This is a genomic window from Flavivirga aquimarina (genome assembly GCF_030540835.1).
GTDB lineage: Bacteria > Bacteroidota > Bacteroidia > Flavobacteriales > Flavobacteriaceae > Flavivirga > Flavivirga aquimarina.
This window is the reverse complement of record NZ_JAUOEK010000184.1, coordinates 523,981-543,178: the sequence shown is the minus strand read 5'-3', so window position 1 is coordinate 543,178 and position 19,198 is coordinate 523,981. Positions and strand designations below refer to the sequence as shown.

General features: G+C 34.3%; 12 protein-coding genes. 8 read left to right on the top strand and 4 right to left on the bottom strand.

Features of this window, described 5'->3' with window-relative positions; all coding sequences use genetic code 11:
* The first annotated feature begins 53 nt into the window (after positions 1–53).
* Genes aspS through Q4Q35_RS22285 form a run of 3 tightly spaced genes read left to right on the top strand, consistent with a single transcriptional unit; the run spans position 54 to position 3,889 of the window.
* Complete coding sequence (gene aspS / locus Q4Q35_RS22295; RefSeq protein ID WP_303280289.1) at positions 54–1,808, top strand: aspartate--tRNA ligase; 1,755 nt, start codon at positions 54–56, stop codon at positions 1,806–1,808.
* Between the two features lie 45 nt (positions 1,809–1,853).
* Positions 1,854–3,641 (top strand): chloride channel protein, encoded by a 1,788-nt coding sequence (locus Q4Q35_RS22290; protein WP_303280288.1) that lies wholly within the window; start codon positions 1,854–1,856, stop codon positions 3,639–3,641.
* Positions 3,642–3,658: 17 nt separating this feature from the next.
* Positions 3,659–3,889, top strand: a complete 231-nt coding sequence (locus Q4Q35_RS22285) for a hypothetical protein (RefSeq protein WP_303280287.1) — start codon at positions 3,659–3,661, stop codon at positions 3,887–3,889.
* Positions 3,890–4,027: 138 nt separating this feature from the next.
* Here Q4Q35_RS22285 and Q4Q35_RS22280 read toward each other — a convergent pair whose 3' ends face one another.
* The gene (locus tag Q4Q35_RS22280; protein WP_303280286.1) at positions 4,028–4,477 is read right to left on the bottom strand and encodes a nucleoside deaminase; all 450 of its coding nucleotides are present in this window, start codon (positions 4,475–4,477) and stop codon (positions 4,028–4,030) included.
* A gap of 41 nt (positions 4,478–4,518) precedes the next feature.
* Between Q4Q35_RS22280 and dxs the strand changes: the two genes are divergently transcribed.
* Positions 4,519–6,288, top strand: coding sequence for a 1-deoxy-D-xylulose-5-phosphate synthase (gene dxs, locus Q4Q35_RS22275; protein ID WP_303280285.1), 1,770 nt, complete (start codon positions 4,519–4,521; stop codon positions 6,286–6,288).
* Positions 6,289–6,482: 194 nt separating this feature from the next.
* Here the strand turns inward: dxs and Q4Q35_RS22270 are convergent, their stop codons facing one another.
* Positions 6,483–9,686, bottom strand: a complete 3,204-nt coding sequence (locus Q4Q35_RS22270; RefSeq protein ID WP_303280284.1) for a PA domain-containing protein — start codon at positions 9,684–9,686, stop codon at positions 6,483–6,485.
* Positions 9,687–9,734: 48 nt separating this feature from the next.
* Positions 9,735–11,078 carry a deoxyguanosinetriphosphate triphosphohydrolase gene (locus tag Q4Q35_RS22265; protein WP_303280282.1) on the bottom strand — a complete coding sequence of 448 codons (1,344 nt, stop codon included), beginning with the start codon at positions 11,076–11,078 and terminating at the stop codon, positions 9,735–9,737.
* A 164-nt stretch (positions 11,079–11,242) separates the two neighbouring features.
* Here Q4Q35_RS22265 and Q4Q35_RS22260 point away from each other — a divergent pair, with 164 nt between their 5' ends.
* The 3 genes from Q4Q35_RS22260 to Q4Q35_RS22250 all read left to right on the top strand — a co-directional run bounded on the left by Q4Q35_RS22260 (position 11,243) and on the right by Q4Q35_RS22250 (position 17,088).
* On the top strand, positions 11,243–11,623 hold the full coding sequence (locus Q4Q35_RS22260) for a carboxypeptidase-like regulatory domain-containing protein (protein ID WP_303280280.1): 381 nt from the start codon (positions 11,243–11,245) through the stop codon (positions 11,621–11,623).
* A gap of 313 nt (positions 11,624–11,936) precedes the next feature.
* The gene (locus Q4Q35_RS22255) at positions 11,937–14,750 is read left to right on the top strand and encodes a TonB-dependent receptor (protein WP_303280279.1); all 2,814 of its coding nucleotides are present in this window, start codon (positions 11,937–11,939) and stop codon (positions 14,748–14,750) included.
* A 115-nt stretch (positions 14,751–14,865) separates the two neighbouring features.
* A complete protein-coding gene (locus Q4Q35_RS22250; RefSeq protein ID WP_303280278.1) occupies positions 14,866–17,088 on the top strand; it encodes a beta-helix domain-containing protein in 2,223 nt (740 codons plus the stop codon).
* Positions 17,089–17,256: 168 nt separating this feature from the next.
* Here the strand turns inward: Q4Q35_RS22250 and Q4Q35_RS22245 are convergent, their stop codons facing one another.
* Complete coding sequence (locus Q4Q35_RS22245; protein ID WP_303280277.1) at positions 17,257–17,607, bottom strand: toxin-antitoxin system YwqK family antitoxin; 351 nt, start codon at positions 17,605–17,607, stop codon at positions 17,257–17,259.
* Positions 17,608–17,987: 380 nt separating this feature from the next.
* Here Q4Q35_RS22245 and Q4Q35_RS22240 point away from each other — a divergent pair, with 380 nt between their 5' ends.
* Complete coding sequence (locus Q4Q35_RS22240; protein ID WP_303280276.1) at positions 17,988–19,178, top strand: porin; 1,191 nt, start codon at positions 17,988–17,990, stop codon at positions 19,176–19,178.
* Positions 19,179–19,198 lie beyond the last annotated feature (20 nt).

Genomic DNA, 19,198 nt, shown 5'->3' with positions numbered 1-19,198 from the left:
AATGCATGACACTATTGTTCAATTAGCTCAATAATGCACATCAATTTTCAACTATGTATAGAAGTCATAATTGTGGCGAATTAAATGCTACAAATATAAATGAAGAAGTAACCCTTGCTGGTTGGGTTCAAAAATCTCGTGATAAAGGGTTTATTGTTTGGATAGATTTGAGAGACCGTTACGGTATTACCCAATTGGTTTTTGATGAAGAACGCACATCGAAAGACATGCTGCAACAAGCTCAAAACCTAGGTCGTGAATATGTCATTCAGGTTAAAGGAACTGTTATTGAGCGTGCTTCAAAAAACCCTAATATAGCAACTGGAGATATAGAAATATTGGTTTCAGAACTAAACATATTAAATGAAGCATTGCTTCCTCCTTTTACTATAGAAGATAAAACGGATGGTGGTGAAGATATAAGAATGAAATATCGCTATTTAGATATTCGTAGAAACCCTGTAAAAGACAGTTTAATTTTTAGACATAAAGTGACTCAGGAAGTTAGAAACTATTTATCTAAAGAAGGGTTTATTGAAGTAGAAACACCTTATCTAATTAAATCGACACCAGAAGGTGCTCGCGATTTCGTTGTACCGTCACGTATGAACGAAGGTCAGTTTTATGCGTTGCCACAATCTCCTCAAACTTTTAAGCAATTGCTTATGGTTGGTGGTATGGATAAATATTTCCAGATTGTAAAATGTTTTAGAGATGAAGATTTACGTGCCGACAGACAACCGGAATTTACGCAAATAGATTGCGAAATGGCGTTTATTGAGCAGGAAGATATTTTAAATGCTTTTGAAGGTTTAACACGTCATTTATTAAAAGAAGTAAATGGTGTAGATATAGAAAAATTTCCAAGAATGCTCTATGATGATGCCATGCGTTTGTACGGTAACGATAAGCCAGATATTCGTTTTGGTATGGCCTTTGGCGAGTTGAATGCTGTTGCTCAACATAAAGATTTTGGTGTTTTTAATAATGCCGAATTAGTGGTTGGAATTGCCGTTCCGGGAGGAAACAGTTATACCAGAAAAGAGATAGATAAATTAATTGATTGGATAAAACGTCCACAAGTTGGAGCTTTAGGAATGGTTTATTGTCGTTGTAATGATGATGGTACTTTTAAATCTTCTGTAGATAAGTTTTATAATCAGGATGACTTAGCAAAATGGGCTGAGGTTACCAATGCAAAAGCCGGAGATTTAATTTGTGTGCTATCTGGTGATACAAATAAAGTACGCACACAATTAAGTGCCTTACGTATGGAATTAGCAGAACGTCTCGGTTTACGTAAACCAGATGAATTTGCACCACTTTGGGTTATGGACTTTCCATTATTGGAATGGGACGAGGAAACCGAACGTTATCATGCCATGCACCACCCGTTTACATCCCCTAAACCTGGACAATTAGAATTATTAAAAACCAATCCGGGAGATGTAAAAGCCAATGCATACGATTTGGTCTTAAACGGAAATGAAATAGGAGGAGGCTCTATAAGAATTCACGATAAAGAAACACAATCTTTAATGTTCGATTATTTAGGGTTTACTCCCGAAGAAGCCAAAGCTCAATTTGGATTTTTAATGGATGCTTTTCAATACGGAGCACCACCGCATGGCGGATTGGCTTTTGGGTTGGATAGATTGGTCGCTATTTTGGGCGGACAAGAAACGATTAGAGATTTTATTGCGTTCCCTAAGAATAACTCAGGGCGAGATATTATGATAGATGCGCCTGCTCCAATTGATGACGAGCAATTAACCGAATTAAGCTTGAAACTTAATTTAAAATCATAAAATTTAAATCCCGCATTTTGCGGGATTTTTTAGTAATTTTATAAAATGCCTCTAAGTGCTAAAAGTCTTTTACGAAAGTTTTTAATCTGGAAATACAAGCATATTTCAGAACGTCAGTTTATCTATATGCTTAGTGTTTTGGTTGGGTTTTTAGCAGGTGTCGGTACAGTACTTCTAAAGAACCTTGTACATTACATTCAATTACTCTTTGAATTAGATTTTTTTAAGAACAACCAAAATTCGCTGTACTTTATATTTCCAATTCTAGGACTTTTGGCGGTTTATATTATAAAGCAAACCTGGTTAAAAAAACATATTGGTCATGGTATTTCTTCTACGTTACATGCCATTTCGAAACTCAGCGGAATCATACCAAGATATAATATTTATGCGGCATTAATAACGGCTCCTTTAACGGTTGGTTTTGGTGGATCGGTAGGATTACAAGGACCTGCGGTAAGTGTAGGATCTGCTTTAGGTTCTAATGCAGCACGTTTATTTCACATGAACACAAAAACAAGGATGCTCTTAATTGGTTGTGCTGCGGCTGGTGCGATGGCATCCATGTTTAAAGCACCTATTGCTGCTATTGTTTTTGCTATCGAAATATTTAGTTTAGATATTGCTTTCACCTCATTAGTCCCGCTTTTATTAGCATCTGTTTCTGCAGTTATAACATCCTATATGTTCTTAGGAACCGATGTTTTGTTACGATTTGAATTAACAGACAAATTTGAAGTTAACGATATCTTATTCTATATCGTTTTAGGTTTGGTAACCGGTATGGCATCCATATATTTTTCGAAAGTGTTTTTTGGTATTACGAATTTCTTTAAACAATTTAAAAGTCGTGCTAAACGCTTATTAATAGGAGGTATTGCCATTGGTTCTATGCTCTACTTTATTCCACCTCTTTATGGTGAGGGTTACGGTATTATGAATAACCTTTTAAAAGGCGATCATTTAGCAGCCATAGGTGTTACTCCTTTTAATTTGGATTTATCTAATATCTGGATTGTTATCGGCCTGTTACTTGGTATTGCCGTGTTTAAAGCTATTGCCATGACCACTACATTTGGTGCAGGAGGTGTTGGGGGTGTTTTTATCCCAACGCTGGTTATGGGTAGTGCTATAGGTAATGCTTTTGCAAAAATAATCAACAATATAGGTTTGGATTTTCATGTATCCGAATCGAACTTCACCTTAATTGGGATGACGGGATTAATGGCCGGAGTATTACATGCCCCACTTACAGCGATCTTCCTTATTGCAGAAATTACAGGAGGTTACGAATTGTTTGTGCCTTTAATGATAGTCTCTACCATTTCGTTTGCCATTACTAAATATTATGTTTCTCATTCTATTTACACACTTAAATTGGCAAAACGTGGTGAGTTAATGACCCATGACAAAGATCAAAATGTATTGATGGTTTTAGATATTGATAAGATTATAGAAACCAATTTTATCACATTAAAACCAGATATGAAGCTTGGTGATATACTAAAAAAGGCTGTTGCAAAATCTTCTCGAAATCATTTTCCGGTGGTTAATGATGATTATGAGTTTTTAGGTGTTATTCGCTTAGACGATGTTAGACATATTATGTTCAACTCGCACCTTTACGATAAAGTTGATGCCTCAAGCTTAATGCATGCAGATGCCGGTATTATTATTTACGAAGAGCATTCTATGAATGATATTATGGATATATTTAAAAGTAGTGGTGCTTGGAATTTGCCAGTGGTAAAACATGGTAAATATTACGGATATATTTCGAAATCTAAATTACTAACAGCTTACAGGCAGCAATTAATCAATTTCACAAAATAGGTCTTAAAAAATCTTTAATGAAGTATATTATTCTTTTTTTCTTTTTAGCGGCTTTAGGAAGTATAATTACCGGTTATATTTTAGAAAATGAATGGTCTCAAAAACTCATTGGTTTTGGTGTTGTTGGGCTATTTGTTGTCGTATTTCCTTTGTTTTCTTACTACCGTTGGAAAGATAAAGACCTTAAAGACTACATGCTTACTAAAGAAAATTTAGATAAAATGCGTGAACGTGAAAAAAAGAGTTAGCAGTATTTAGTGTTCAGTGTTCAGTGTTCAGTTGCAGTATTCAGTCCTTATGAAAAAACTCTGCAAACCTCTGCGTTATCTCAGTGCACCTCTGCGAAACAATTCGTGAAAATTCGTGTAATTAGTGTCTTAGAACTTTTAGTTTAAATTCCGTTTTTCAATAAAAAACCGCTTCATGAGCTCGGAAGCTTCATCGGCCATAACACCACCTTTTATAATGGTTTTGGGGTGTAATTTTGTTTTTAAGTTTATACAACCACGTTCTTCATCTCGAGCTCCATAAACAATATTAGAAATCTGACTCCAATACAAAGCACCTGCACACATTTGACAAGGTTCTAAGGTTACATACAAAGTACATTTTTTTAGATATTTACCTCCTAAAAAATTAGCTGCTGCTGTAATTGATTGCATTTCAGCATGTGCAGTAACATCATTTAAAGTTTCTGTTAAATTGTGCCCTCTGGCAATTATTTTATTATCAATAACAATAACAGCTCCCACAGGAACCTCTCCTTTTTCAAAAGCAGTTTCCGCTTCCTGGAGGGCCTTTTTCATAAAATAAGCATCATCAAAAGGTTGTAACATAAAAGCAAAAATACAATTTCAAATAGTACATTTGTAATCGCATGCAAAAATTATTAAATCACATCCATTCCCCTTCAGAGCTTCGCCTTTTAAAGCAGAAAGAGCTGTCTCAGCTTGCTAAAGAGTTACGGGAATTTATAATAAATATTGTAGCAACTAAAGAAGGGCATTTAGGAGCGAGTTTGGGCGTGGTAGAGTTAACCATTGCATTGCATTATGTTTTTAATACGCCAGAAGATCAATTAATATGGGATGTAGGGCATCAAGCTTATGGGCATAAGATTCTAACCGGTAGAAAGGATATATTTCATACCAATAGACAAATTGGAGGCCTAAGTGGTTTTCCTAAACGCGATGAAAGTGGTTATGATGCTTTTGGGGTTGGTCACTCATCTACTTCAATTTCTGCAGCTTTGGGTATGGCTATTGCTTCTAAACTAAAAGGGGATGTTGAAAAGCAGCATATCGCCATTATTGGAGATGCTTCTATAGCTAGTGGTATGGCATTTGAAGGTTTAAATCATGCTGGTGTAACTGATGCCAATTTACTGGTTATTTTAAATGACAATGCCATTGGTATCGATCCTAGTGTTGGTGCATTAAAACAATATTTAACTAATGTTAAAAAAGGCACCCAGAAACAAGACAATATTTTTGAAGCTTTAAATTTTGATTATTCAGGCCCCATTGACGGACATGACATCGATCTAATAATTTCAGAATTAGAACGTCTAAAAACCATTAAAGGCCCTAAGTTTTTACATGTTATCACAACTAAGGGTAAAGGGTTAAAACAGGCAGAGGAAGATCAGGTAAAATATCATGCTCCAGGAAAATTTAATGCACAAACAGGCGATTTAATTGTAAAAGCTGAAATATTACAACCTCCCAAGTATCAGGATGTGTTTGGACATACAATTGTTGAATTAGCCAAAGAGAATAAAAACATAGTAGGTATTACGCCTGCTATGCCTACAGGAAGCTCACTAAAATACATGATGGATACCATTCCCGATCGTGCTTTCGATGTGGGTATTGCAGAACAACATGCAGTAACATTAGCTGCTGGTATGGCAACACAAGGCTTGGTTCCTTTTTGTAATATATACTCCACTTTTTTACAACGCGCTTACGATCAGGTAATACATGATGTGGTACTTCAAAAACTACCTGTTATTTTTTGTTTAGATCGTGCTGGTTTGGTTGGGGAAGATGGTGCGACACATCATGGTATTTATGATATGTCGTATTTAAGATGCATTCCTAGTCTTATCATTTTTGCTCCTAGAAATGAAATGGAATTACGCAATATCATGTATACGGCACAATTAGGTTTAGGACAGCCTATAGCGATTCGTTATCCTCGTGGACGTGGTGTTACTATAGATTGGAGACAGTCATTTTCTAAAATAGAGATAGGTAAAGGAGTTCAACTAAAGAAAGGAAGCTATACTGCTGTTTTAAGTATAGGAGCTATGGCTAAAAATGCAGGTGATGCCATTCAAAAATGCAATACGCCAGAAGATATTGCGCATTACGATATGCGTTTTGTAAAACCTTTGGATGAGGTACTTCTGCATGATATTTTTAAAACACATAACACCATTATTACCATTGAAGATAATGCTGTAAAAGGTGGGTTTGGAAGTGCTATTTTAGAGTTTGCTGCAGTAAATAACTATAAAAACGAGATAAATATTTTAGGTGTTCCTGATGATTTTATAGAGCATGGGAGTGTTAACCAACTGCATCAATCTGTTGGATTGGATGCTGATAGCTTAGCACATTATATCGATAAGGTATTACAATAATTCTTGTTTTATTTCTTTGTGTGATTACTGAGCCTTTCGTTTAGCTTAAGACAGTCATTAAAATTTATAAGTTTAAATAGGGTTTCGGCTGCGCTCCTGACACCCAAATAAAAAACAACCAAACTTATGGACTCAAAAGCCCAAAAGTTTGGTTGTTAAAGTTCTTAATTCAGTTTGCTTTTATGGTAATTTCTCTATTTAATAATAATTTTCTTAGTTTCTGAAAAATTGTCTTTACTGAATTTAACTAAATAAATCCCTGAGGACAAACCATTTAAGGTTAAAGGCTTTTTCCTTCCATTCATTTCAAGTTCAGATTTATAAATGCTTTTTCCGCTCAAACTAAACACTTGTAAATCGACTTTTCCTGTAATTCCGTTTGCAGATATAACGAGTTCTCCATTTGAAACTGTTGGATATAATTTTATTTGGGACTCTAATTCGTTGTCTGTAACACTTAACGATGTTGCGGTAAATTCACCAGAAAAAATCCCTCTTCCATAGGTAGAGGCATAAATTGCGTTATCATTTCTTAGATCTAAATCTGTGACTTTAGCATTGCTCATACCATTGAATGCAGGATTCCATGTTGGGTCTGTAGATGAAAAATTATTAGTATACCAAACACCTAATTCTGTCCCTACTATAACCTCCTCTGTATTTAAAGGGTTTTGGAGTATGGCTTTAACCGGTAAATCTGGTAAATCTCCTTCTTTTTCAAGCCATGTCGTTCCCCCATCAGAACTATACCAAATGTTTATAACACCATAATTGTGCATGGTTACAAAAATATCGGCTTCAGATTGACCAAATTCAATATCAGAAATACTTCCAATAAAATTAGTACTTCCTATTTCTGTCCAAGTAGGTGTTACAGCTCCGTCTGCATTTGCAACTTTGATTAGCTTCCCGTTTTCATTTCCAATTAACAATGTGGTAGATGTCGTAGTAAAAGGTGATACAGCAAAGGCAGTAGGGTTTCCATCAAGTAATCCGTTTGATAAAATGGATTTATTTACTGCCCCAGCCCCACTAAAGTCATATCTTCTAATTTCGTATGTCGATCCTATAGAATAATTTGTATATAAAATGTTTAAATTAGAATCTAAGGTTTCTTGATTTATAAAATCCCCTCTTTCTAAATCTTCATCATTAATTGTTGTTTCTGCGCCCGACGGATAGTCTCTTTTAGTAATACTGTTATTGTAAACAAAATTATAAATAAAATAAGTGTCTGTTCCATCTTGGTCGACCATGGTTGCTGCACCATCTCCGCCTGTTGGATTTGTTACAGAACTGTCAACCCCCGAATTAGAGTTTTCGAAGAATTGGGTGCCGTTATCTTGAGTACCCCCATAAAAATAATCTCCAGTAATAGCGGTAGTAGGTGCTACTCCTACACTATAGAACTGTGTTACATTATACCCCAAGTTTCTACTATTAATGTTTGTCCCTCCATTACTTGAATAATAGACACCTCCATCGTTACCAAAAAGCATGGCACTTGCATCATTATTCCCAAAAGTTATAGCATGGTGATCTGCATGTACCAATGGAACACTTAAGGCTGATAAATTATTATTATTTGACCATTTGGATATTTGTGACCAAGATGTTCCGCTATTACTTGATTTAAACAAGTCAATACCCCCAACAAACACATTAGCATCATTTGTTGGGTCTACTTTAATTACCAAGTTATAAAAAGTTTGGCCTCTTGTAAAATCGGTAGAAGGAATACCTGTGTCAACATCATCTGGTAAAGCTAAAGTGGTAGTAGATGTAAATGCATTATCTGTTCTAATCAATTCAACGGCATTTGTTCCGGAGGACAGTTCTGCTAATACATAAATTTTATTAGGGTCTGAAGATGAAACAGCAATTTCTGTCCTTCTTCCATTTGTAATGGTATGCTCTATAGTAAATGTGGCCCCATCTGAAGAAGATAAGACTTGACCACCGGGATAATCTGAAGGGAAAGCTAAACTTCGTGTTGTTGAAATCCAGATTTTATTATCCTGTCCAATTTCAATATTATTTGGTGCTATACCACTATTAGCACCATTTGTAGGTAAAGCAATTTTAGTCCAGGTAACGCCGTCATCGGTAGATTTATATAAGCCGTAAGCAATTATTCCACTAAACCCTGTAGGGTTTGCATCTGCATATAAACTGGCAGCAGCAGCTACATATATTTCGCTAGTACTCCCTAAATCCCTAACCACAACATCGTTAATATGTTGAATCCCTAGTGAAAGAAAACTTCCGGTTGAAGGAATAGCGTCAGGCTCTATAGTTACATTTACTGTACTACCAAGTTGTGCCATGATAGCTTGTCCATCTGCTTGGGAAACCATAATGGCTGGTATATAAATGGTATAATCGTCACCGCCCATGTCAATTATTGGATCTGATACATTATTAACAACAACAACTGCTATAGCTCCAGCATTTTCTGCGTTTTTAACTTTTATATCAAACTCACAAACCCCTCTTTCAATGACTGCTATTTTACCATTTATTGCTGCGCCGTTTACCAAAGTACTACAACCATCTGTTATAGTGCCTAGACCAACTACACCATCATCGACCAATACCAAATCTCCAGTAATTTCTGTTAAAGGGCTACCAAAAGCTGCTTGAAGCGCATTGTATTCTCCAGCTATAGAACCTGGAACATTTACAGTAAGTTTGGCACCTTCACCATTAGCTGTAGCACCTCCAAAAATTCTTTCCCAAGTCACTCCTCTATCCGTAGATTTCCAAAGCCCACTTCCATTTACATCCCCTCCTACATAAGATTCTCCTGTGCCAGCATAAAAAGTATCTGTATCATTCGGATCGAATGCTAGGCTTGTAACACTAAGGTTTTCTGGAATATCTACTCTTTCCCAAGACGAAGATGATGATGTTATATCTGTATTCTTCCATATACCACCACTAACACCACCAGCAAATACAATTTTATTGGTTGCGTCATTAGGGTCGAACATAATGGCTCTGGTTCTTCCTCCAACATTATTAGGGCCTCGTTCTACCCAGCTATTATCAGTTTTGTCACCAGAAACCCTTGCGAAAGTATTGGCATTAGAGTTTTTAATGTCCTTTTGTATTTTACTTAAGTTTTCCGAAGTTGGTCTTCCTAATTCTGGGTTCATTGTAAGCTCCCATTCTCTTTCAAAATAACTATTTGGAGGAATTCCTCTCAATTTTCTTTTTCGTCTGGATAGCTTTTTAGTTTCTTTAAATGGACTATTTTCTAAAAATGCTTTATGTTTTGATTTTAATGTTTCAATAGATGAATTATCGTTGGGTATGTCTGAACTAAAATAATGAACAGCATATAAACCAAGTAAAAAGCATGTCATTAATACGATAAGTAGGTGGTTTTTTTTCATTTAGGTAAATTATATATAATAAGAAATTGATTAAAAGGTTTATTCGTCTTAAGTAAATTGAAAACCTTTCAATTTTTTATAATTCAATATCGCTTTACTATCTGAAAGTAAGGATACAAAATGACATATATTGGATAAACGTATGTATAAGCTATCACCGTCCGTTTTAATGGTTTTTGGCAAGCTTTTTAAAATGAGTTTATCATAATTTGAGGCGTTATTATCATAATTATTATTTACAGCATTAGTATATGTTTTTAACAAGGTATTTATAACACCGTAACCTGCAATCTCTTTATCTACAACTTCATTTGATTGATAGATGTTTTCTACACTAATTTTAATGATATCGTTTATTTGTGCTTCATATTTGCTTTTATCTAACAAAGCACAGTTAAAATCACCGTTTAATATAGCGTCTTCATGTTGCATAAAAACAGTAACGGCTTCATTTATTAAGGTATTTATTGCTAAAGCTCGTAGATAGCTCACTCTATCTTGTGTGTTTTTTAGTTGATGGTATTTTTTAGTATTTATGGTATCCCGTACGAGGTTAATTAAATACTCTAAGGCAAATTCTTCTTGTATTAAACCAAGATTAATACCGTCTTCAAAATCGATTATTGTATAACAAATATCGTCTGCGGCTTCTACTAAAAAGGTAAGGGGGTGTCTGGAAAAACTTATGTGAGTCTGACTTCTTTTTAATAAGCCTAATTCATTAGCAACGTCAATAAATGACTCTTTTTCGCTTTGAAAAAAACCATACTTTTTATCGGCAATATGCTTTGTTGGTTTTTTAGGTAAAGACTCTTTGGGATATTTCATAAAAGCACCTAAAGTAGCATAACTTAATCGTAGCCCTCCTTCACGTCCCTCTCTACTTTCTGTTAAAATTTTAAAACCGTTTGCGTTGCCTTCAAAATCGCATAAATCTTGATATTCTTTATCGGTTAACTCGTTTTTAAACTGTTTACCAGACCCTGTTTTAAAAAACTCTCCAATAGCTTTTTCACCAGAGTGACCAAAGGGCGGATTACCAATATCGTGCGCTAAAGCAGCAGCAGCAACTATGGCTCCAAAATCGTTGGCCTGATACCCATGTACATTATATAAATGTGGATGCTTTTCTAATAATTTTTTGCCAACTAGCCTTCCTAAAGAACGTCCAACAGCACTTACTTCTAAACTATGTGTTAGTCTGGTATGTACAAAATCGGTTTGAGATAATGGGATTACCTGTGTTTTATCCTGAAGGCTTCTAAATTCTGAAGAAAAAATAACCCGATCGTAATCTACTTCAAAGCCTAAACGTGTTTCATCTTGTTCTTTTCGAATACGTTTATTGGTGTCACCAAAACGTTTTAAGGATAATAATTGTTCCCAGTTCATTTTTTATACTTAAGAATAGGCAAGATAGTTAAATTTGATAAAAACCAATCACCAAACATTTGTTAACATTAAAGTAACATTTTAATGATTGTTCTTTAATAATTAGATAACATAGGAGTGAAACTAAAAGCGGTTATTTGTACGGAATTTTTACATTTTGTTCAATGAGACATTTAACAACTTTATTCATCTTATTTTTTACTTCTTTTTGTTTTTCGCAAAACACAGGACTTATAACTGGTAAACTAATGGATAAGGAGTTTGATAACAACCCCTTAGTGTTTGCTAATGTTTCTATTAAAGGAACTTCAATAGAATCAACCACAGACCAAACAGGCTCGTTTGTTATAGAAAACTTAGAGGATGGCGATTATACTTTAGTATGTAGATTTGTAGGCTATGAAACAAAAGAGTTAAAAGTAAAAGTTGTCTCTGGCGAATCTGAATACATAAAAACGTCTTTGGGTGCAAGTACTGTTTCTTTTCTTGAGCTTGCATCAATTGAAAATGTTAGCGAAAAAAACAGTAAAACAGTTTCTCGATAATTCATTATAAATATAGAGATTAGCATCTATTTTACGGATTTACTTAGCTTTTTTTTAAATTAATACTTGGTGGAATTTCATTTCTTCTAAAAAGAAAATGACCACAATAATTAATGTTATAGATTTTATCAATTTATAATTAAAAATATTCTTTTTTAAGATGTTTTCAATGTTAAATTATTGTTTCCAAACGAAAGTATAACTCGTTTTTGGATAACATTTAGATAACTCTTTGGTTACCGTTGTTTAATCTAAAGGTAACATAGTCTTTACATAGTCTGCCGTTCTTTGCAGCTAGAAATTAATAGAAATAATGAAAAAAATTTTAGTATTATTAGCAGTTTTTACTGCTGCATTTTCGCAAGCTCAAAGTACGGGTTCTGTTGTTGGAAAACTAACAGATAAAGAGTATAATAATGAGTCTTTAGCTTTTGCTAATGTATTAATAAAAGGGACGACTAAAGGAACAACTTCCGATTTTGATGGTCTTTATAGTTTTGAAGGTTTAGATCCTGGATCTTATACATTAATATTTAGTTTTGTTGGGTATGAAACTCAAGAAATAAATGTACAAATAGTAGCGGGCAAGGTTACTGAGGTCAATGTACCTATGGGAGCCAGTGCAGCATCCTTAGATGAAATTGTGATTACTACAACTACTAAAAAGGAGAGTGAAACAGCCTTGTTGTTAGAGCAGAAAAAAGCGATTGCTTTTAAAACAGCTATTGGAGCACAGGAATTATCAAGAAAAGGTGTTGGAGATGTAGCTGCTGCTGTCACAAAAGTTACTGGTATTTCTAAACAAGAAGGTTCAGGAGGTGTGTTTGTAAGAGGTTTAGGAGATCGTTATAATATTACGACATTAAACGGATTGCCGTTACCATCTAACAACCCTTCAAAGAAAAATATAGACTTGGATATCTTCTCAACAGATATTGTAGAATTTGTTGGCATTGATAAAACGTATAACACTAAAAATTACGGTGATTTTGCAGGAGCAAATGTAAATATTGCTTCTAAAAATTACACAGGTAAGGGTTTTGTTAATATAGGGCTAGAATCTGGAGTTAACACCAATGCTATTTCCGAGAGTGATTTTTATTTACACGATGGTCCTAATTATACTGGTTTTTATGACAAAAACTATCCTGAATTTCCTTTAAATAATTATAATTTTAATACCAGTTGGGATAGGGAAACAACAAGTGCTCCAATTAACTCGAGTATTTCGCTTAAAGGGGGAGATTCTTATCAATTAGGAGATGATACCAGAATAAATTTCTTTGCAGTTGCTTCTTTTAATAACGAATATGGTTTTAGAGATGGAGTTTCAAGAGGTAGTGTAAATGTTTCTGGAGTAGCAAGGAGAGACTACGATCTTACAAGATACAACTATGATACTAATTCTACTTTAATGGGGAATATAGGGTTTAAACACAAAGACCATAAGATAAAATATAATGGGGTATTCATTAACTCTACAAGTCAACAACAGGCTGAATATACAGGAATTGTAGATATTTTTGATTATGCTCCAGAAGGTGGGGCTATACTGCAAAGATCTACTTTTGACAGGACAGAATTGTATGTACATCAATTATTGGGGGACCATGAATTAAGTGAACAATTTGAAGTCAATTGGGGAGCTGCATATAATTTTGCTAAAAATGACACACCTAACAGAAGACAGACCTTAGTTACTCCAGATGATTGGGATGAACCGGAAGGACCTAAATCTTTTAATCTTACTTTAAATGATTCAGATAATCATAGGTTTTATCAAGATTTGGAAGAAGAAGAAATAGCAGCTAACCTAACAACGTCTTTTAAGTTTAATAAAAATGAAGAGGATGAATTCTTAGGAAAAATAACTTTGGGTTATAGTGGAAGGTTTAAAACAGTTGATTTTGAATCGACTCAATTCAACTTTAGAATTATTAACAGTGGGGGTAATGCTGTTGATCAACCTATTATAACTGATGTTTATGATTTAGACAGTTATTTTAATCAGTCAAACTTTAATGCAGGACTATTCAATATTAGAACATTTAGAGGTGGTCTAGGAGCTAATATAGATGTATTATTGCCTCAGACTTTTGAAGGAGAACAAAACATTAATGCTGGTTTTATTAGTTTAGAATATAAATTTTCTGATAAGTTTTCTGGAATTTTAGGTTTTAGAGGAGAGCAGATAACTCAAAATATAGCTTACAACACTTCAGTTAATTCTGGTGAAAATGAATTAGATCAATTTGAATACTTGCCTTCTATTTCATTGAAATATGTACTGAATGAGAAACAAAACTTAAGATTTGCTGCAAGTAAAACATATACCTTGCCCCAATTTAAGGAAAGGGCTCCTTTTCAATATGATGAATCACCTACATTAACAACTTTAGGTAATCCTGCTTTGTATAGCTCTACAAACTATAATGCTGATATAAAATGGGATTTATTTCCAGAATCTGACGAAATAATATCTATAGGGTCTTTTTTAAGAATGATTAATAACCCGATAAACCAGATAACTATTAATTCTGCTTCTAACGATGTAAGTTGGGTTAATTCGGGTGATTGGGCAACTGCTATTGGAGCAGAATTCGAAATAAGAAAAAATCTTTTAAAATCTGAGATTGAATCTGGAGATAAAACTTTAGAAACTAAGCTAACAGGAGGTTTAAATTTCTCATATTTAAATACAACTCAAGATTTAGATAGAGATAAAGTTATTGAAGAAACGACTGCAGGCGGAAACGCTATTAGTGTTGATTTTTCGGATACAGAAAGCAGTTTAACCGGAGCTTCCGATATATTGGTTAATGCAGATTTAAGTTTCTATAAAGATTATAAAGGTGATAAGAGCATACAAACGACACTGGCATTCAATTATTTCTCGGATAGGATTTATGCATTGGGTAGTGAAGGAAAAGGGAATATTATTGATTCTGGTATTGGTACGCTGGATTTTATATTAAAAACGAAGCTTAATAAGAATTTAGGGGTTGGTTTATCTGCAAAAAACTTACTTAATCCTACTATCGAAAGAATACAGGAAACTCAGGATGTAGTGGTGTCTTCTTTTAAATTGGGTGCGAATGTTAAATTATCGCTGTCATATAACTTTTAGTTAACATTACATTGATGAAATCGTAAATTTTAAGAAACAATTACTTTACAAAAGACAGGTTTCTTTGCAAGAACAAATTATAAGTATAAATTAATTTCTAACGATCAAAAAAAAGATGAGAAAAAAAATTTTAACATTAGTAATAATATTAACAAGTGCTGTATTTATTACGTCGTGTTCGAGTGATGATGATGGTGGTGGTTCTTCTGCAACTTGTAGTGACGGTATTCAAAATGGAGATGAAACAGGTGTAGATTGTGGAGGTTCTGCTTGTTCTCCATGTGCATCCAATACCAATTTAAATGGAGAAGTAACTGAAGATATTACATTGGACGCTTCTTTGACTTACGAATTAACAGGGTCTTATGTTGTACAAGACGGAGGTTCTTTAACAATACCGGCAGGTACACGTATTGAAGCTACAGGAGGAACAAATTCTTATATAGCCGTAGCTCAAGGAGGAAAAATATTTGTTCAAGGAACAAGTGATAATCCTGTTGTAATGACTTCTGGTTCGGCTACTCCAGCTCCTGCAGATTGGGGTGGATTGGTAGTTTGTGGTAAAGCGCCAACTAATGTAGGTTCTACTGCAACTTCTGAAGTAGCTGACCTTACTTATGGAGGTAGTACTTCTAACGATAATTCCGGTTCTATAAGATATTTAAGAATTGAGTATACAGGAGCTACATTTAACAGTGATAAAGAATTTAACGGATTATCTTTATTCGGTGTAGGTTCTGGAACTACTGTAGAGTATGTACAGTCTTATGAAGGAGGAGATGATGGTATTGAGTTCTTTGGAGGTACAGTTAATGGTAGATACCTAATCTCTACGAACAGTGGAGACGATTCTATCGATTTTGCAGATGGATGGTCAGGTACAGGTGAGTACTGGTACATCTCTGGAGGTGCTCAGGCAGGTATAGAAGGTTCAAACAATGGAGACAATGGAGATGCTGCTCCTGTAACGAATGCAACTCTTAAAAATATCACAGTAGTTGGACCAGTAGCAGAAGGTGCTCTTTACTATAAAGAAGGAGGAGGAGACTTTAACGTTGATAATTTTTATATAGCTGAAACGGATCTTGGTGTTAAAGTAAAAGATACCGACGCTGAAGCTGCTGTAAGAATTGAAAATGGCGATTTAGTAATGACTAATATACAATTTGCTTCAAATGCTACCGGTTTTGTTGAAACTGATTATGTTGGTACAAATCAAAGCTTTATACAACAAGGTGTTGCCAGTGGTGCTGGTAATGGTGCTGCTGCTCCAGACTGGGCTGCTGGTTGGACAGTAGGTTTAAGTAATAGTGGTGTTACTAGTGAAAACTTGGCAGGTGAGGTTACTGGTAATGTATCTTTAAATGCATCTATAGAATATAATTTAACGAATTCATTTATTGTACAAGACGGAGGTTCTTTAACAATACCAGCAGGTACGGTTATTAAAGCTACAGGAGGAACGAGTTCTTATATAGCTGTAGCACAAGGTGGGAAAATATTTGTTGAGGGAGAAAGTGATAATCCTGTTGTAATGACTTCTGGTTCGGCTACTCCAGCTCCTGCAGATTGGGGTGGATTGGTAGTTTGTGGTAAAGCACCAACCAATGTAGGTTCTGTTGCGACGTCTGAAGTAGCTGACCTTACTTATGGAGGTAGTACTTCTAACGATAATTCCGGTTCTATAAGATATTTAAGAATTGAGTATACAGGAGCTTCATTTAACAGTGATAAAGAATTTAACGGATTATCTTTATTCGGTGTAGGTTCTGGAACTACTGTAGAGTATGTACAGTCTTATGAAGGAGGAGATGATGGTATTGAGTTCTTTGGAGGAACAGTTAATGGTAGATATCTTGTTGCTACAAATAGTGGAGATGATTCTATCGATTTTGCAGATGGATGGGCAGGTACAGGTGAGTATTGGTATATCTCTGGAAGCGCAAAAGCAGGTATAGAAGGTTCAAACAATGGTGACAATGGAGATGCTGCTCCTGTAACCAATGCAACTCTTAAAAACATCACAGTTGTTGGCCCTGTAAGTGAAGGTGCTCTTTTCTATAAAGAAGGAGGTGGAAACTTTAATATTGATAATTTCTACACATCAGGCGTTGACTTGGGTATCAAAGTAAAAGATACCGACGCTGAAGCTGCTGTAAGAATTGAAGCTAATGATCTTGTGATTACTAATATTCAATTTGATACACCTGCAACTGGATTTAATGAAACAGATTATACCGGAACCAACCAAAGCTTCTATACTACAGGTACTGCAACAGGAGCTGGTAATGGTGCTGATGCTCCTGATTGGGCTGCCGGTTGGACTGTAGGATTATAATCAAACATATTGAGAGTTGATCTTAGAAAAATAAATTGAGATTGACAATATGTAGAATCTAAAACCGTAGAAGTATTAACTTCTTCGATATAAACACAAAGAAAATAGTAAAATAAGTTAAATAAAAAAGCATCCCACTTGGGATGCTTTTTTATTAGCTTTTTAAGTTTATAAGCCCTGACTGTTTGTTTCAGATTCTTTTAAACCGGCTATAACATTAACATTATAATCTACTTCTTTTACGGTTCCATTATTCCAATAAAACCATTTGCCGACTTTTTTACCATTATCATAATTTGCAGAAACTACTTTTTTGCCTTCTGTGTTAAAGCTTAACCACTCACCTTGTAATTTACCATCTGCTGTGTAAGTTCCTGTTTGACTTACTACACCATTGTCATGATAATAAACCACTTCAATTAAGTTTGTGTCTTTATTAAGTTTTAAATCTCTCTTTTGCTGAGCAAAAGATACCACAGTAATTAAAAAGGCAAAATAAAATAAAATTGATTTCTTCATAATTATGGGGTTTAACATTATAATCCAAATATACAAATTAAGTAACATTAAATCAACCTTCTCATAACATTAAATTAACATTGAATGATTAATCATCTTATAATCAAGTGTTTAAATATTAAAACTTAACATTGGAATCTTAATAATTACTTAATATTCTAGTGACATTCAAGTTACTTTAAACCAAGAGATTTGCACAGTCTTAAGACTAAACAATTAGTATTTCATATAATCTATTAGTTTTTGTCGACTACATTATCATGATTTCTAATCAGGCTGCCTTAGGCCAAGGCAGCTTTTTTGTCTTTAAATTAATCATTTGGAAACATTAAGTTAACATTGATTTTAGTTCTTTGCAGCGACAAAAACTAATAAATACAATGAAACTTAAAATTACACTAATTGCTGTAACTTTATTTGGGCTTATCTTTGTAAATGCTCAAGAAACCAAATCACCAAAATTCGGAAAAGGGCTTTTCAATCTAGTAGGTAAAGATAGTTCGTGGACTATGAAAGTAGGGTTAAGAGCTCAACTATTAGGAACTTCAACTTGGGAAGATGGCGAAGATAACGAAACCAGTTTTTTAACTCGAAGAGCACGTTTAAAATTTGATGGTTTCGCTTATAGTCCGAAATTAAAATATAAAATTGAATTAGGGTTATCTAATAGAGATCAATCTGGAGCATCAGAATTTACACATAATGCTCCAAGATATATCTTAGATGCGGTTTTAATGTGGAATTTCCATCAAAATTTTGTACTTTGGTTTGGACAAACAAAACTTCCAGGTAATAGAGAACGTGTTATATCTTCAGCAAATTTACAACAAGTTGATCGTTCATTGTTAAACAGCCGATTTACTATTGATCGTGATTTTGGTTTCCAGTTAAGGCATCATTTTAATATTTCAGATACATTTTTAGTAAAAGAAATATTTTCATTTGCTCAAGGAGAAGGCAGAAACATAACTACAGGAAACCTTGGTGGTTATCAATATACCGGACGAATTGAATTATTCCCTTTTGGAAGTTTTATAAGCAAAGGTGATTATAAAGGTTCTGATTTAAAAAGAGAAGAAACACCAAAATTATCATTAGCTGTAAGTTACGACCATAACAATAATGCTGTTAAAAACAGAAGCAACCAAGGGGATTATATGGTTACTGATACTGGTTTTTTCGAAACTAACATTAATACACTTTTTATAGACGCTATGTTTAAATATAGCGGGTTTTCGTTTATGGCAGAATATTCCGAAAGAGATGCAGACGATCCTTTTGCAAAAAATTCAGATGGTACTTTAACAGGAGATGTGGTTCAAGTTGGTAAAGGTATAAACCTACAAACGGGATTCTTATTAAAGAATGATTGGGAAATCTCTGGTCGTTATACAAATATTAAATTAGATGAGGTTGTAACAGGTAAAACCCCAGAAACCCAATACACATTAGGGCTATCAAAATATGTTGTTGGTCACAGTTTAAAAGTACAAACAGATATTAGCCATTTAGAAGTAAAAGATGGAAATAATGAGCTAATGTGGCGATTACAAGTTGATATTCATTTTTAAAACATAACATTTACGTAACA

What these genes read in the sequence shown, in the direction of transcription:
- Q4Q35_RS22255 (WP_303280279.1), top strand. Translation starts at nt 11,937, where the DNA reads ATGAAAAAAATTTTAGTATTATTAGCAGTTTTTACTGCTGCATTTTCG.
- Q4Q35_RS22280 (WP_303280286.1), bottom strand. Translation starts at nt 4,477, where the DNA reads ATGTTACAACCTTTTGATGATGCTTATTTTATGAAAAAGGCCCTCCAG.
- Q4Q35_RS22245 (WP_303280277.1), bottom strand. Translation starts at nt 17,607, where the DNA reads ATGAAGAAATCAATTTTATTTTATTTTGCCTTTTTAATTACTGTGGTA.
- aspS (WP_303280289.1), top strand. Translation starts at nt 54, where the DNA reads ATGTATAGAAGTCATAATTGTGGCGAATTAAATGCTACAAATATAAAT.
- dxs (WP_303280285.1), top strand. Translation starts at nt 4,519, where the DNA reads ATGCAAAAATTATTAAATCACATCCATTCCCCTTCAGAGCTTCGCCTT.
- Q4Q35_RS22260 (WP_303280280.1), top strand. Translation starts at nt 11,243, where the DNA reads ATGAGACATTTAACAACTTTATTCATCTTATTTTTTACTTCTTTTTGT.
- Q4Q35_RS22250 (WP_303280278.1), top strand. Translation starts at nt 14,866, where the DNA reads ATGAGAAAAAAAATTTTAACATTAGTAATAATATTAACAAGTGCTGTA.
- Q4Q35_RS22290 (WP_303280288.1), top strand. Translation starts at nt 1,854, where the DNA reads ATGCCTCTAAGTGCTAAAAGTCTTTTACGAAAGTTTTTAATCTGGAAA.
- Q4Q35_RS22285 (WP_303280287.1), top strand. Translation starts at nt 3,659, where the DNA reads ATGAAGTATATTATTCTTTTTTTCTTTTTAGCGGCTTTAGGAAGTATA.
- Q4Q35_RS22270 (WP_303280284.1), bottom strand. Translation starts at nt 9,686, where the DNA reads ATGAAAAAAAACCACCTACTTATCGTATTAATGACATGCTTTTTACTT.
- Q4Q35_RS22240 (WP_303280276.1), top strand. Translation starts at nt 17,988, where the DNA reads ATGAAACTTAAAATTACACTAATTGCTGTAACTTTATTTGGGCTTATC.
- Q4Q35_RS22265 (WP_303280282.1), bottom strand. Translation starts at nt 11,078, where the DNA reads ATGAACTGGGAACAATTATTATCCTTAAAACGTTTTGGTGACACCAAT.